This is a genomic window from Pseudomonas psychrophila, assembly GCF_001043005.1.
GTDB classification, from domain to species: domain Bacteria; phylum Pseudomonadota; class Gammaproteobacteria; order Pseudomonadales; family Pseudomonadaceae; genus Aquipseudomonas; species Aquipseudomonas psychrophila.
In genome coordinates, this window is sequence record NZ_JYKZ01000050.1 from 1 (window position 1) to 745 (window position 745).

Genomic DNA, 745 nt, shown 5'->3' on the forward strand with positions numbered 1-745 from the left:
CGAGCGCTTTGTGCGTATTCACCGAAATGCACTGGTGGCACGCGAACGGATCGAGCGCTTGCAGCGCACACCGCTGGGGCACTTTCAGTTGTTCCTCAAAGGCTTGAATGGCGATGCACTGATTGTCAGTCGGCGTCATGTGGCCGGTGTTCGCAAGATGATGCAACAGCTGTGACCCGCGACTAACAAGGCGTGTGGACGCGTTTATGGCCAGGGAGGCCACGTACTTTCTGATACAAGTCAAAGCTGTTTTGGCTGAGCTGTTATTATCAGCCGTATCTTTTCAGTACGGATTGATCCATGTCCTCTCGCGAAATCCGCATAGCTACTCGTAAAAGCGCCCTGGCTCTGTGGCAGGCCGAATACGTAAAATCCCGTCTAGAGCAGGCCCATCCTGGTCTTGTGGTGACGCTGGTGCCCATGGTGAGCCGTGGCGACAAGCTACTGGACTCGCCGCTGTCGAAAATCGGTGGCAAGGGGCTGTTTGTCAAAGAACTGGAAACAGCCCTGCTCGAAAACGAAGCCGATATTGCCGTGCACTCGATGAAAGACGTGCCGATGGACTTTCCTGAAGGTCTGGGGCTGTTTTGCATTTGTGAGCGCGAAGACCCGCGTGATGCCTTCGTATCCAACACGTTCTCCAGCCTTGATGACTTGCCCGAAGGCAGTGTGGTCGGCACCTCCAGCCTGCGCCGCCAGGCCCAGTTATTGACCCGTCGTCCTGATCTGCAAATCCGTTTTCTGC

The 745-nt window shown here is 55.6% G+C and carries 2 protein-coding genes; both read left to right on the forward strand.

All coding sequences use genetic code 11. From position 1 onward, the window contains the following. On the forward strand, positions 1–175 hold a 175-nt coding region (locus TU76_RS23985; protein WP_048352644.1), incomplete at its 5' end, for a LytTR family DNA-binding domain-containing protein. Positions 176–300: 125 nt separating this feature from the next. Next, positions 301–745, forward strand: a 445-nt coding sequence (gene hemC, locus TU76_RS23990) for a hydroxymethylbilane synthase (protein WP_048352645.1), incomplete at its 3' end; no start/stop codon positions are given.